This is a genomic window from Brevundimonas sp. (assembly GCF_013912005.1).
GTDB lineage: Bacteria > Pseudomonadota > Alphaproteobacteria > Caulobacterales > Caulobacteraceae > Brevundimonas.
The window spans coordinates 40,034-50,991 of record NZ_JACESB010000017.1 but is presented as its reverse complement, the minus strand read 5'-3'; the positions used below and the strand labels follow the sequence as shown (position 1 = coordinate 50,991).

Genomic DNA, 10,958 nt, shown 5'->3' with positions numbered 1-10,958 from the left:
GCTCATGGCCGAGACGACGTCGGCCTCGGGCATGCCGAAGGCGAACTTCAGCGCCGTGCCCCGGCCGCCGCCCCCGTCCGCTTGCGTACACAACGGCAAAGGTTGGACTTTCCCGTCCCGGAAGGGTACAAGAGACCTACCGCGAGCCTGGCTTTTTCCCCGAGCGCGTCGCGGCTGAGAGACATTGGGCCACCCCGCCTCGAACGGGGTCGATCGAACACTCCCGCTCCACCCGTCGGAAGGTTCGACCGTGTCCAAATTCAGCCTGCGTCTGCACCATCTCGCCGGCCTCGACCCTGTCGACGAGCCCCTCGACGTGCTCGAACTGGCCGAGGCGCGCGAGCTCGCCCGCGTCCGCCTGCTGCTCACCCGCGACTACAGCCGCGTCGAACTGCACCGCGGCGGCGAGGCGCTGGAGGTGCTGGAGCGCGACAGCCTGGCCTGAGCCGGCGAGGGGCCGGCGCGGGGCCTCAGGCGCCCGGGCGGCTCCAGCGCTGCGGATGCGGCCGGTCGCGCAGGCGCAGCCACGGGGCCATGCCCCAGGCCAGCGGCGTCGAGATCGCGCAGGTGGCGGCGATCATCCACCAGACGGCGGTGAGCAGCTCCGACGGGCTCAGCGGCGCCGCCAGCAGGGCGACCACGCCGACCCCGAACAGCACGGCCTGGATCATCGGCCAGATCAGGGCGGCGATGGCGAAACGGGTGCGCATAGGGGTCTCCTTCGTTCTGGTAAGAATGGCGCTGGCCGCCCGTCGTTCCGTCCGTCCGCAGCCGTCTGTCGCTTGCCCGACGTTGCGATCACCCGGCTCGTGATTCGACGTTCGCCCGACACGGGTGTTAGGCTTTGCCCGTTCGCGGTTCGGGGCCGCGCCCCCTGCGACCTGTCCGGCCCTGCGCCGTCCGTCCGTCCGCTTCCAACAGGGAGGCCGCCATGTCGCGTTTCACCCTGCGCCTGCACCGCGCCGGCCGCCCGCCGGAGGACGAGCCGCTGGACGCCGCCGATGTCGAGGAGGCGCGCGAGCTGGCCCGCATGCGGCTGCTGCTCACCCACGACTTCAGCCACATCGACCTGCGCCGCGGCGACCGCCAGATCGAGGGCTTCGACCGCGATCCGGGCGACTGACCGGGCGACTCGCGCCTGTCGCAAAACGGCGTTAGCGTGACCGCATGAGACACGCCCGCCTGCTCCCCCTCCCCTTCGTCGCCCTGGCGCTGGCGGCCTGCCAGCCGTCCGCCCCGCCGCCCGCCGACGCCCCGGCCGAGGCCTCCGCCGCGGCCGCGGACGGACGCCCGGCCCCCGACGCGCCGGGCGAGGCCCTGCTCGAGGCCGACGGCGTCACCCCGGCCAACCCCGGCGGCCGCGGCACGGCGCTGAAGTTCGCCTTCGGCATGCCCGAGGCCGACGTCGTCTCGGCCATGAGCCAGATGCGCGGCGGCCAGGCGCCGACCCGCGGCGCCAACGCCGAATGCCCGGTCGGTCCGCTGACCTTCGCCGACTGGGGCGACGACCTGCAGTTCGTCTTCGCCGACGGCCGCCTCGCCGGCTGGACCGCCGGCGACGGCGCGCCCCGCGGCTTCACCACCCTGGCCGGGATCGGCGTCGGCTCGACCGTGGCCGAGCTGAAGGCGGCCTACCCCGAGGCGCAGATCCGCGAGGACAGCATCGGGCCGGAGTTCGCCGCCGGCGAGATCTACGGGACCCTGTCGGGGACCGGCGACGACGCCCGCGTCACCGGCCTCTGGGCCGGGGCCAGCTGCATCTTCCGCTGACCGCCCGGGGGAACGGGGCCGGCCGCGCCGTTGTTTCCGGTGGGAACCCCGACCGGAGCCGTCCATGACCGAGACCCCCCGCCGCTCGCCCCGCCTCAACGGCCTCGCCGTCGTCGGCCTGATCGTCCTGTTCGTCGCCGTCGGCGCCTACATCTGGTTCCGCTGGAGCGCTGACGCCGAAACCGCCGCCGACGACGCCCGCGCCGCCGCCGTCCAGCCGGCCGAAATCCCCCCGCCCGACGCCGGCGCCGTCCCGGCGCAGCCCGGCGCCACCGGCACGGGCGACGCCTACAAGCCGCAGGACGAACGCGGCCTCAGCCCCGCCGAGGGCGGGCCCGCGGCGCAGTGATCCGCATGCGATTCACCCCCTGGTCACCGGCTTCTGATTATCCTGTCGGAACGAAGCGGGCGGGTCCCGCTTTTGACAGGCCATGCTCATGCACCTGAAAGCGCTGAAACGGCACGTCTGCACCCCCGATGAGCTCGACATGATCGAGCACTACCGGACGGATGCGGAGAAGACCGCCGACCTGGTGGTCCACGTCGTCGGCCTGACCCTGGCCGCGGTCGGCGGGGTGGTGCTGGCGGTGCTGGCCGCGCTGTACTCGGGCATCGGCGCGGTCGCGGCCACGGCCGTCTACGCCCTGTGCCTGATCGCCATGCTGACGGCCTCGACGGTCTACAACCTGACCCGCCCCTGCCCCGCCCGGCCGGTGCTGCGCCGCCTCGACGAGGCCGCCATCTTCCTGATGATCGCGGGCAGCTACACCCCCTTCACCACCCAGCGGTTCGAGGGCGGCTGGGCCATCGGCTTCACCCTGCTGGTGTGGGCCATCGGCCTCGGCGGCGCCTTGGCCAAGGTGGTGCTGCCGCGCCTGTCCGACGCCATCTGGAGCGCCGTCTACGTGGCCTTCGGCTGGCTGGCGGTGATCGCCCTGCGGCCGATGATGGACACCGTGCACCCGCTGGCGCTCGGCCTGCTGGTGGCCGGCGGCCTGATCTACACCGCCGGGGTGTTCGTCTTCATCAGCCCGCAGGTGAAGTTCCGCCGCGCCATCTGGCACGGCTTCGTCGTTACCGGCGCCACGGTCCACTGGGCCGCCGTCCTCGTCGGCGTCGTGCTGGCCCCCGGCGTCGGCTAGACTTTCGCGCCCGCAGCGCGGAAAGTGACGCGGCGCAACAGCTTGGGGGACGACGGGTGGCTGACAGGAAGTCCGCGAGCGACGAGACGGTCGTCATCAAGAAATACGCCAACCGGCGTCTCTACAACACCGCCAGCAGCGCCTACGTCACGCTCGAGGACCTTGCCCGCATGGTGCGCGAAGGTGTCGACTTCGTGGTTTACGACGCCCGCACCAACGAGGACCTGACCCGCCAGATCCTCACCCAGATCATCTTCGAGGAGGAGAGCCGCGGCGAGGCCCTGCTCCCCGTCCAGTTCCTGCGCCAGCTGATCGGCTTCTACGGCGGCCAGATGCAGGGCGTGCTGCCCGGCTACCTGGAGATGTCGCTCGACAACTTCGCCCGCCAGCAGGAGCAGATCCGCAGCCAGTTCACCAAGGCGTTCGGGGCCGCGCCCGGCGCCGGCCTGCTCGACGAGATGGCCCGCCGGAACATGGCCCTGTTCACCGAGGCCATGAAGATGTGGCCGGGCTTCGGCGGAGCCGCCGCCGCGCCGCCGCCCGCCGCGGCCGCGAAGCCGGCCGCCGAGGCGGACGCCGACCCCTTGGCCGAGATGCGCCGCCAGATGGACGAGATGCGGGCCCAGCTCGACCGGCTGTCGAAGTCGTGAGCGACGAGGTCACGCCCGTCGCCCCGGTCGGCCGCCGCGACCGCCGCGCCGCCGAGCGCCGCACGGCCGAACGCCGGGCCGGCTCCGCCTCCCGCGCCCTGGTCCCCGCCGCGCCCGCGGCGGAAGCTGCCGCCCCCCCGGCAAGACCTGCCCCGGCCCCCGCCGCGGACGCCGGCGGCGCCGTCTTCGCCGCCCAGCTGATGGGCCAGTCCGGGCAGCGCCGCGGGCTGAAGGGCGGACCGCCGGTGCTGGACGCGGCCCGCGCCGCCTATCTGGAGACCCGCTGGTCGGGGCCCGCCGACCGGCGCCCGAAGCCGGGACGCACCGAGGACACCGACATCTGAGCCGGCGGCACGGTCCTTGCTGAACCGGACGGCATCACGCCCGTTTCCGGACCGCCGCCATGCTGACCTTCCTGACCCGCACCATCGACGTCCTCGTCGTGGCCCTGATCTTCGTCGGCTTCAGCTGACTCAGGCGACTCCGCCGAAGTCGAGGTCCTTGCGGGCCGAGATGATGGTGACGATGAATCCCGCCAGCACGTCCAGCATGACCATCACCACGATCAGGAAGAAGGTCGAGGTGGCGAAGCCGCGGATCAGCAGGAACTCCACCAGCACGGCGACGAACAGGATCATCGACAGGGCGTGATTGACGATCGCCACCTTCTGGCTGGACGTCGACTTGAGCAGCTCGAAGAACAGCAGGATCAGCGCCAGCAGCAGGATCAGGTCGCCGGCCCCGACGTTCCAGCTGGTCCCCGAGGCCATCGGGATCGAGAACATCGGATCCCGCAGGATGGCGTCCGCCCCGCCCGCGGCGAGGGCGGCGTCGCTGCCGCCCCCGATGAGGCTGGACAGGACCACGATGTTGTACAGGACCACCGGGATCAGCAGCAGCGGCAGGGCGATCAGCATGACCAGGCTCCAGCGGCGGGCGGCCGCCCACGGCCGCGCTTGTTAACGATGAATAGCCCGCTTCGGCGCGCGCCGCTACGCCCCCTCGCCTGTCAGGCGAACCTCAGAATTCGCTGATCGCTCCGGGCCGGCGCGACCGGCGCTTCAGCCACATCACCCCGGCCAGATCGGACAGCGAGGCCACCAGCCGCCCCCAGTTGGTGTACTTCGACCGCCCGGTCTCGCGGTGGCGGTGGCCGACGTCCAGATAGCGGTTCTCGAACCCCTCGCGGATCACCAGCGCCGGCAGGTAGCGGTGGATGTGATCGAAGTAGGGCAGGCGCAGGAAGACGTCGCGGCGGAAGGCCTTCAGGCCGCAGCCGGTGTCGTCAGCGTCGTCCGCCAGCAGCCGCTTTCGGATGCGGTTGGCCCAGCGCGAGGCCCAGCGCTTGGCCTCGGAGTCCTGCCGCTGCGCCCGGCGCCCGCCGACCAGCGCCACGGTGGCGGGCGAGGCCAGCAACAGGTCGACCAGCCGCGGCGCGTCGGCGGGCGGGTTCTGGCCGTCGCCGTCGAGCGTGACCACGATCGGCGCCCGCGCCGCCAGCACCCCGGTTCGCACGGCCCGGCTCTGCCCCGCGTTCTGCGCATGGCTCAACACCCGCAGCGTCGGCAGCTCCGGCATCAGCGCCCGCAGCTCCGCCAGGGTGGCGTCGCGGGAGGCGTCGTCGACGAACACCATCTCGAACGACCGGCCGGCGAAGGCGGTCGCGATCTCGCGGGCCAGGGGACCGGCCGCCCCCTCCTCGTCGTGGACGGGAACGACGACGGAAATGTCGGGAACGGTCTCGGTCATGGCCGCTGTCTAGCCGGTTTCATCGTCGGGCGGGAGGCATGGCTGACGCGCCCGGAATCGCCGTGGTAGGAAGTCGGTCATGACGCGACCCGATCTCGACCGCTACATCGCCGGCTGGCGGGGGCCGCTCATGGCGGCCCTGGTCGCCCTGCTCGCCGGCCTGCCGGTGCTGGCCCTGCTGCCGCCGCTCGACCGGGACGAGAGCCGCTACGCCCAGGCCACCTCGCAGATGCTGGAGACCGGCGACTACGTCGACATCCGCTTCCAGGACGAACCGCGCTGGAAGAAGCCGGTGGGCATCTACTGGATGCAGGCCGCGGCGGTCGCGGCGACCACCGGCGTCGAGAGCCGCGCCATCCAGCCGTACCGGATCCCCTCCATCCTCGGGGCCATGCTGGCGGCGGCGGCCTGCGCCTGGGTCGGCGGGGCCATGTTCGGCCGGAGGGCCGGCTTCCTGGCCGGAGCCATGCTGGGGGCGACCTTCCTGCTCTCCACCGAGGCCGGCATCGCCAAGACCGACGCCATGCTGTGCGGGGCCGTCACCCTCGCCATGGCGGCCCTGGCGCGCATCTATCTCGCCACCCGGGCCGGGGCGGCGCCCGCGCGGGTCCACAAGCTGCTGTTCTGGTCCGGGCTGGGCCTGTCGATCCTGGTCAAGGGTCCGATCGGCCTCGTCGTGATCGCGCCGGCGATGCTGCTGCTGTCGCTGTGGGATCGCGACGTGAAGTGGCTTCGGCGGCTGGGCTGGGGCTGGGGCCTAGCGCTGGTCGCCCTGATCGTCGGCCCGTGGGGCATCGCCATCACCATCGCCACCGACGGCGGTTTCTGGCGCGAGGCCATCGGCGGCGACCTGGCGCCCAAGCTGGCCGGCGGCCACGAGAGCCACGGCGCGCCCCCCGGGACCTACCTCGCCCTCGCCGCGATCACCTTCTTCCCCGCCACCCTGCTCCTGCCGGCGGCGCTCGCCACCGCCTGGACGCGCCGCGCCGAGCCCGCCGTCCGCTTCCTCGTCTGCTGGCTGCTGCCCGCCTGGCTGATCTTCGAGCTGACCCCGACCAAGCTCGTCCACTACAACCTGCCGGTGTTCGGCGCCCTGGCCCTGCTGGCGGCGGCGGCGCTGACGCGGCCGGTCGGCCGCGTGTCCCGCTATGCGGGGGCCGGGCTCAGCGTGCTCGTGGCCCTGCTGCTGGCGGCGGCGGTGGTCGCCGGCCTGACCGAGTTCGGACGCTCCACCGCCCAGACCTGGGCCACCCTGACCATCGTCTTTACGGTGCTCAGCGGCCTGATCGGCGCCTTCCTGCTGCTGCACCGCGCCCCGGTCCCGGCGGTGATCGCCTCGCTCGCCCTCGGCGTCCTCGCCCACGGCGCCCTCGCCGGAACCCTGCGCCAGCTGAAGCCGCTGGCCGTGTCGCCCCAGCTCCAGCAGGTGCTGGAGCAGGCGGACCTGCACCCGCGCCAGGGCCGCCCCGGCCCGGTGGCCATCGCCGGATTCCACGAGCCCAGCTTCGTCTTCCTGACCGGACGCGACACCGAGCTCACCGACGGCGAGGGCGCGGCGCGGGCGCTGGCCCAGGGTCGCCCGGCGATCGTCGAGGAACGCGAGGCGCGGCCCTTCCGCGAGGCGGTCGCCCGCCTCGGGGTGACCGGCCGCACCGTCGGCGTGGTCAACGGCCACAACTACTCCCAGGGCGACGACGTGCGCCTGACTGTCTACGCCCCGCCGGACTCCGGCCCGGTCCCGGAGCGCGCCCGATGAGCCGGCCGATCACCATCGTGGAGGTCGGCCCCCGCGACGGGCTGCAGAACGAGAAGGTCGTGCTGGAGCCTGCCGTCCGCGCCGAACTGGTGCGCCGCCTCGAGGCCGCTGGCGCGCGCCGCATCGAGGCGGTCAGCTTCGTGCATCCGAAGTACGTGCCCCAGATGGCCGGGGCGGAGGAGGTCATGGCCGCCCTGCCGCCCGCCCCCGGCCGCAGCCGCATCGGCCTGGTGCTGAACGGCAAGGGCTATGACCGCGCCCTCGGCACGGCGGTCGACGAGGTCAACGTCGCCATGTCGGCGACCGACGGCTTCGGGCTGAAGAACCAGGGGCTGTCCGTCGACCAGCAGGTGACGATGCTGGCCGACATCGTCGCCGGCCGGCGCAACGCCGAAGGGCAGCCCGGGGCGACGCCCGCGCTGTCCGCCACCCTGTCCTGCGTCTGGGGCTGCCCGTTCGACGGCGAGGTCTCGACGCAGCAGGTCGAGGATCTGGTCGGCCGCATCGGCGAACTGGGCGTGGCCGAGATCGCCCTCGCCGACACGATCGGGGTCGGCGACCCGTGGAGCGTGACCCGCAAGGTCGAGGCGGCGCGCCGCGCGGCGCCGGAGGCGGTGCTGCGCCTGCACTTCCACGACACGCGCAACACGGGGCTCGCCAACGCCTTCGCCGGCGTCGAGGCCGGGGTGGACGTGCTGGACGCCTCGGTCGGCGGCATCGGGGGCTGCCCCTTCGCCCCCGGCGCGACCGGCAACATCGCCACCGAGGATCTGGTCTACATGCTGGAGCGGGCGGGCTTCGAAACCGGCTACGACCTCGACGCCCTGATCGAGACCGCCCGCTGGATCGGCGAGCGGATCGGCCGCTCCGCGCCCAGCGCCCTCAGCCGCGCCGGCGGCTGGCCGCGCGGCTGACGCCCGACGCGCCTCACCGGTACGGCGTCTCGAAGGCCCAGCGGATCGTCCGCGCCACGCCCGAGGTTCCGGTGCGCACCAGCGGCCGGGCCGGGAGGGGCGACGACAGGCCGTGCATGCGCCGCGCCCAGCCCGGCAGCAGATCGACGCCCGCCTGCAGCATCAGGGCCCGCAGCGGGCGGGCCGCCGGATCGCCGCCCTCGCGCGACAGCAGCAGCCGCGCCACCTCCCGGGTCCGCTCGTCGACCCTCAGCTCCGGCCGCATCGCCCGGATCAGCGCCCGCGCCTCCTGCCGCGACCCGGGGACCGGATCGGCCCCCAGACGTCGCCCGACCTCGGCCATCTCGGCGAAATACCGGTCGCGGTCGGCCATCGACATGCCGGGCTCCCCGTAGCGCAGCCAGCCGTTCAGGAAGCTGGTCGCCTCGGTCACGTGCACCCAGGCCAGCAGCCGCGGATCGTCGGCGACGTAGGGCGCGCCGTCGGGCAGCACGCCGCTGACCCGTCCATGGATGCGCCGCACCCGCTCGATGGCCGCCTCCGCCTCGTCACGACCGCCATAGGTGGTTACGGCGATGAAGCGGGCGGTCCGCCGCAGCCGGCCGTGCATGTCGGCGCGGAAGTTGGAATGGTCCCAGACGCCCGCCAGCACGGCCGGGTGCAGCATCTGCAGCAGCAGGCCCGACACGCCGCCGACCAGCATCCCGGTCACGTCGCCGTGCACCCGCCAGGCTACGGAATCCGGGCCGAACAGCCCGTCGGGCCGCCGCGCCACCGGGCGCTCCCCCTTGTCGGGGTCGTTGAACAGCCGCACCACCCGGCCGGCGATCACCCGGCGGACCGGGCGCGCCAGGCGATCGGGCAGGGGGTCGCGGACCAGGGGCGGGCGGATCGGAGAGGACATGCCCGAGCAACGTCCGGCGCCGCCGGCGGCTCCGCAAGCCGCCTGCGACGAGCGGCCGCCGGCAGGCCGTCAGCCGGCGGGCCGGATCACCTGCTGCGAGAAGCGCTCCATCTCCTCCAACTGCGGGCTCATCTGCAGGAGCACCAGATCGACGCCCGCATCCGCAAAGGCCTCCAGCCGCTCCGCCACGGTCTCCGGGGTCCCGACCAGGCCGGGCCGCAGGCCGCGGTTGGAGACGGAATACTCGCGGACCTTCATCTCCCGCTCCAGCTGCGTGCCCGAGAGCCACTGGTCGAAGTTGGCGAAGCCCGGCGGCGGCGCGCCTTCCGCGAGGCCCGGAATGATCGTGATCCGCTCCAGCTCGCGCTCCGCCTCCGCCTGGCTGTCCCGGACGATGGCGTAGGCGGCCATGCCGAACTGCAGCGGCGGCAGGCCCTCCCGGTCGCGCCGCTCGCGCATGTCGGCGATCTTGCCGCGGATGATTTCGGGCGTGTCGCCGTGCATGACATAGGCGTCGCACTGCCGCGCGATCATCGTCTTGGCGGCGTCGGACTCGCCGCCGGCGTAGACCACCGGGCGCGGCCGGCGGAACGGCTTCGGTTCGACGATCGCGTCCTCGAGCCGGTAGTAGTCGCCGGAGAAGCTGAAGCGCTTCTCCGACCACAGGCCGTCGACCACCTTCAGCCACTCGGACGTGCGCGCGTAGCGATCGTCATGCTCGTCGAAGTGCAGGCCGTAGCTCTGCGCCTCCTTCGCCCACCACGAGGACACCACGTTCAGCGCCAGCCGTCCGCGGGCGATATTGTCGATGTTGGCGGCGGCCTTGGCGAACAGCGCCGGCTGGTGGAAATTTGGCCGCACCGCCACCATCAGCTCGATCGAGCGGGTGACGGCGGCGAGCGCCGCGGCGGTGGACCAGGCGTCCAGCGCCGGCGCCTCGACGCCGCGGATGTCGTTCAGGTTCAGCTCGGCGATCAGGGTCAGGTCGTAACCGAGATCCTCCGACCGCCGCACCAGCCGCGAGATCGACTCCCAGTCGGCCGGTCCGCCTTCTTCCGGGATGTTGCGCAGCCAGCCGCCGAACACCGGAGCCCAATAGCCGTATCTCATTGTGCGCCCTTCCTGGCGGCGATCTCGTCGACGAGGTAGTCGATCAGGTTGTCGTGGGGGTCGAAGCCGAGCACCGCCTGCGGGTCGGCGACGAAGTTGGACAGGGCGTTGACGTCGTAGAACAGCACCGAGCCGTCGCGGTCGTCGACGAGGTACTCGACCCCGCCGACGTCTATGCCCGCCGCCTGAACGATGGACTCCGCCGCCGCGACCACTGCGGCCGGCGGTTCGACACGCTGGATCTGCAGCGAGGGCTTGCCCGGCGCCACAAGGCAGACGTCGGCGAGGCACAGGTCGAAGCCGCCGCTCTCGACGCTGCAGGCGTACAGGAAGCGCCCGCCCAGGGTCTCGATCCGCACGATGCGGCCGCCGCGGATCGGCGCCGCCTCCTGCACCAGGACGGTGCTGTTGATCCCCATCGACAGCTCCCCGCCCGCCACTGCGGCGGCGAGGTCTTCGGCCGTCTCGAACCGGCGGATGCCGGCGCCCGACCCGCCGATGTCCGGCTTGACCAGCACCGGGAAGCGCAGCTCCGCGGCGGCGGCCGGAAGGTCGACGATCCGGTGCGCCACCCGGGTCTCGGGGGCGCCGTGGCCGAGGCGCCGGATCAGCGAGATCTGCCGGGCCTTGGAGGTGTCGACGTCCATGGCGGCGCCGTTCACCACCCGCGCGCCCTGCCCCTGCCAGTGGTCGAACAGGGTGCGGGCGTAGAAGATCGGATGGTCGCTCTGCCGCAGGAAGGCCGACATGCCAATGCGGTTCAGGATCACCGGGGCCGGCGGCGCGCCGGGTCCCGGATCGAAGGTGTGGTCGCCGGCCGCGATCGCGCGCCAGTCCACGCCGCGGCGATCCAGCGCCGCGAACAGGGGTTCGAACCAGGTCGGGTGTTCGTAGAATACGGCCAGATCAGCCAGGGGAGCCTCCATCGCACGGATCGAGAACTCCACGGGCGACAGCGGGTGA

General features: G+C 72.9%; 15 protein-coding genes. 9 read left to right on the top strand and 6 right to left on the bottom strand.

Going from position 1 to position 10,958, the window contains the following annotated elements:
• The first annotated feature begins 250 nt into the window (after window positions 1–250).
• Window positions 251–445 (top strand): hypothetical protein, encoded by a 195-nt coding sequence (locus H2038_RS11335; RefSeq protein ID WP_292113088.1) that lies wholly within the window; start codon window positions 251–253, stop codon window positions 443–445.
• 25 nt (window positions 446–470) lie between these two features.
• Here the strand turns inward: H2038_RS11335 and H2038_RS11330 are convergent, their stop codons facing one another.
• Window positions 471–710 carry a hypothetical protein gene (locus H2038_RS11330; protein WP_292113085.1) on the bottom strand — a complete coding sequence of 80 codons (240 nt, stop codon included), beginning with the start codon at window positions 708–710 and terminating at the stop codon, window positions 471–473.
• A gap of 221 nt (window positions 711–931) precedes the next feature.
• On the opposite strand from H2038_RS11330, the gene H2038_RS11325 reads away from it, so the two are divergent.
• From H2038_RS11325 to H2038_RS11300, 6 genes are all read left to right on the top strand, one after another.
• Window positions 932–1,123 (top strand): hypothetical protein, encoded by a 192-nt coding sequence (locus H2038_RS11325; RefSeq protein WP_292113083.1) that lies wholly within the window; start codon window positions 932–934, stop codon window positions 1,121–1,123.
• 44 nt (window positions 1,124–1,167) lie between these two features.
• A complete protein-coding gene (locus tag H2038_RS11320) occupies window positions 1,168–1,770 on the top strand; it encodes a hypothetical protein (RefSeq protein ID WP_292113081.1) in 603 nt (200 codons plus the stop codon).
• A 64-nt stretch (window positions 1,771–1,834) separates the two neighbouring features.
• On the top strand, window positions 1,835–2,119 hold the full coding sequence (locus H2038_RS11315) for a hypothetical protein (RefSeq protein ID WP_292113078.1): 285 nt from the start codon (window positions 1,835–1,837) through the stop codon (window positions 2,117–2,119).
• 82 nt (window positions 2,120–2,201) lie between these two features.
• Window positions 2,202–2,912 (top strand): hemolysin III family protein, encoded by a 711-nt coding sequence (locus tag H2038_RS11310; protein ID WP_292113075.1) that lies wholly within the window; start codon window positions 2,202–2,204, stop codon window positions 2,910–2,912.
• A gap of 56 nt (window positions 2,913–2,968) precedes the next feature.
• Window positions 2,969–3,562 carry a polyhydroxyalkanoate synthesis repressor PhaR gene (phaR, locus tag H2038_RS11305; RefSeq protein ID WP_292113072.1) on the top strand — a complete coding sequence of 198 codons (594 nt, stop codon included), beginning with the start codon at window positions 2,969–2,971 and terminating at the stop codon, window positions 3,560–3,562.
• Window positions 3,559–3,906: a hypothetical protein gene (locus tag H2038_RS11300; RefSeq protein ID WP_292113069.1), complete on the top strand. Its 348-nt coding sequence runs from the start codon at window positions 3,559–3,561 to the stop codon at window positions 3,904–3,906. Before phaR ends, H2038_RS11300 begins: the two co-directional genes overlap by 4 nt.
• 129 nt (window positions 3,907–4,035) lie before the next feature.
• On the opposite strand, the gene H2038_RS11295 is transcribed toward H2038_RS11300, so the two are convergent.
• Window positions 4,036–4,479, bottom strand: coding sequence for a hypothetical protein (locus H2038_RS11295; RefSeq protein ID WP_292113067.1), 444 nt, complete (start codon window positions 4,477–4,479; stop codon window positions 4,036–4,038).
• A 103-nt stretch (window positions 4,480–4,582) separates the two neighbouring features.
• Window positions 4,583–5,311, bottom strand: coding sequence for a glycosyltransferase family 2 protein (locus H2038_RS11290; protein ID WP_292113064.1), 729 nt, complete (start codon window positions 5,309–5,311; stop codon window positions 4,583–4,585).
• A 79-nt stretch (window positions 5,312–5,390) separates the two neighbouring features.
• Between H2038_RS11290 and H2038_RS11285 the strand changes: the two genes are divergently transcribed.
• Window positions 5,391–7,067: a glycosyltransferase family 39 protein gene (locus H2038_RS11285; protein ID WP_292113062.1), complete on the top strand. Its 1,677-nt coding sequence runs from the start codon at window positions 5,391–5,393 to the stop codon at window positions 7,065–7,067.
• Window positions 7,064–7,981 (top strand): hydroxymethylglutaryl-CoA lyase, encoded by a 918-nt coding sequence (locus tag H2038_RS11280; RefSeq protein WP_292113059.1) that lies wholly within the window; start codon window positions 7,064–7,066, stop codon window positions 7,979–7,981. The genes H2038_RS11285 and H2038_RS11280 overlap by 4 nt, the downstream gene beginning before the upstream one ends.
• Before the next feature lie 13 nt (window positions 7,982–7,994).
• On the opposite strand, the gene H2038_RS11275 is transcribed toward H2038_RS11280, so the two are convergent.
• From H2038_RS11275 to H2038_RS11265, 3 genes are all read right to left on the bottom strand, one after another.
• A complete protein-coding gene (locus H2038_RS11275; RefSeq protein WP_292113057.1) occupies window positions 7,995–8,885 on the bottom strand; it encodes an oxygenase MpaB family protein in 891 nt (296 codons plus the stop codon).
• Window positions 8,886–8,954: 69 nt separating this feature from the next.
• The gene (locus H2038_RS11270; protein WP_292113056.1) at window positions 8,955–9,995 is read right to left on the bottom strand and encodes an LLM class flavin-dependent oxidoreductase; all 1,041 of its coding nucleotides are present in this window, start codon (window positions 9,993–9,995) and stop codon (window positions 8,955–8,957) included.
• Window positions 9,992–10,921, bottom strand: coding sequence for an alpha-L-glutamate ligase (locus H2038_RS11265; protein WP_292113053.1), 930 nt, complete (start codon window positions 10,919–10,921; stop codon window positions 9,992–9,994). Before H2038_RS11265 ends, H2038_RS11270 begins: the two co-directional genes overlap by 4 nt.
• Window positions 10,922–10,958: the final 37 nt, after the last annotated feature.

Bases quoted from the DNA above. Each gene is read 5' to 3' on its own strand.
- H2038_RS11330 (WP_292113085.1), bottom strand. From the start codon at position 710: ATGCGCACCCGTTTCGCCATCGCCGCCCTGATCTGGCCGATGATCCAG.
- H2038_RS11325 (WP_292113083.1), top strand. From the start codon at position 932: ATGTCGCGTTTCACCCTGCGCCTGCACCGCGCCGGCCGCCCGCCGGAG.
- H2038_RS11320 (WP_292113081.1), top strand. From the start codon at position 1,168: ATGAGACACGCCCGCCTGCTCCCCCTCCCCTTCGTCGCCCTGGCGCTG.
- H2038_RS11315 (WP_292113078.1), top strand. From the start codon at position 1,835: ATGACCGAGACCCCCCGCCGCTCGCCCCGCCTCAACGGCCTCGCCGTC.
- H2038_RS11310 (WP_292113075.1), top strand. From the start codon at position 2,202: ATGCTCATGCACCTGAAAGCGCTGAAACGGCACGTCTGCACCCCCGAT.
- H2038_RS11295 (WP_292113067.1), bottom strand. From the start codon at position 4,479: ATGCTGATCGCCCTGCCGCTGCTGCTGATCCCGGTGGTCCTGTACAAC.
- H2038_RS11290 (WP_292113064.1), bottom strand. From the start codon at position 5,311: ATGACCGAGACCGTTCCCGACATTTCCGTCGTCGTTCCCGTCCACGAC.
- H2038_RS11285 (WP_292113062.1), top strand. From the start codon at position 5,391: ATGACGCGACCCGATCTCGACCGCTACATCGCCGGCTGGCGGGGGCCG.
- H2038_RS11280 (WP_292113059.1), top strand. From the start codon at position 7,064: ATGAGCCGGCCGATCACCATCGTGGAGGTCGGCCCCCGCGACGGGCTG.
- H2038_RS11275 (WP_292113057.1), bottom strand. From the start codon at position 8,885: ATGTCCTCTCCGATCCGCCCGCCCCTGGTCCGCGACCCCCTGCCCGAT.
- H2038_RS11270 (WP_292113056.1), bottom strand. From the start codon at position 9,995: ATGAGATACGGCTATTGGGCTCCGGTGTTCGGCGGCTGGCTGCGCAAC.
- H2038_RS11265 (WP_292113053.1), bottom strand. From the start codon at position 10,921: ATGGAGGCTCCCCTGGCTGATCTGGCCGTATTCTACGAACACCCGACC.